This window comes from Planococcus soli, from assembly GCF_016881065.1.
Lineage (GTDB): Bacteria > Bacillota > Bacilli > Bacillales_A > Planococcaceae > Planococcus > Planococcus soli.
On sequence record NZ_WXYN01000034.1, the window covers coordinates 1 to 253 of the forward strand.

The window sequence follows — 253 nt, forward strand, 5'->3', positions numbered from 1 at the left end:
CAAACTATTCGGTATTAGCACCGGTTTCCCGGAGTTATCCCGATCTGCAGGGCAGGTTGCCCACGTGTTACTCACCCGTCCGCCGCTAAACTTTTGGAGCAAGCTCCAAAGGTTCCGCTCGACTTGCATGTATTAGGCACGCCGCCAGCGTTCGTCCTGAGCCAGGATCAAACTCTCCATTATAGAGTAGTGTTGATTGCTCAATACTGCTGGCGTACCGCCGTCCGAAGACGCACGGTTCGCTTGTGATCTG

General features: G+C 54.2%; 1 rRNA gene. It reads right to left on the reverse strand.

Features of this window, described 5'->3' with window-relative positions:
- Window positions 1–183: ribosomal RNA gene (locus GJB59_RS13660) — 16S ribosomal RNA — on the reverse strand; the annotation flags it as partial.
- Window positions 184–253 lie beyond the last annotated feature (70 nt).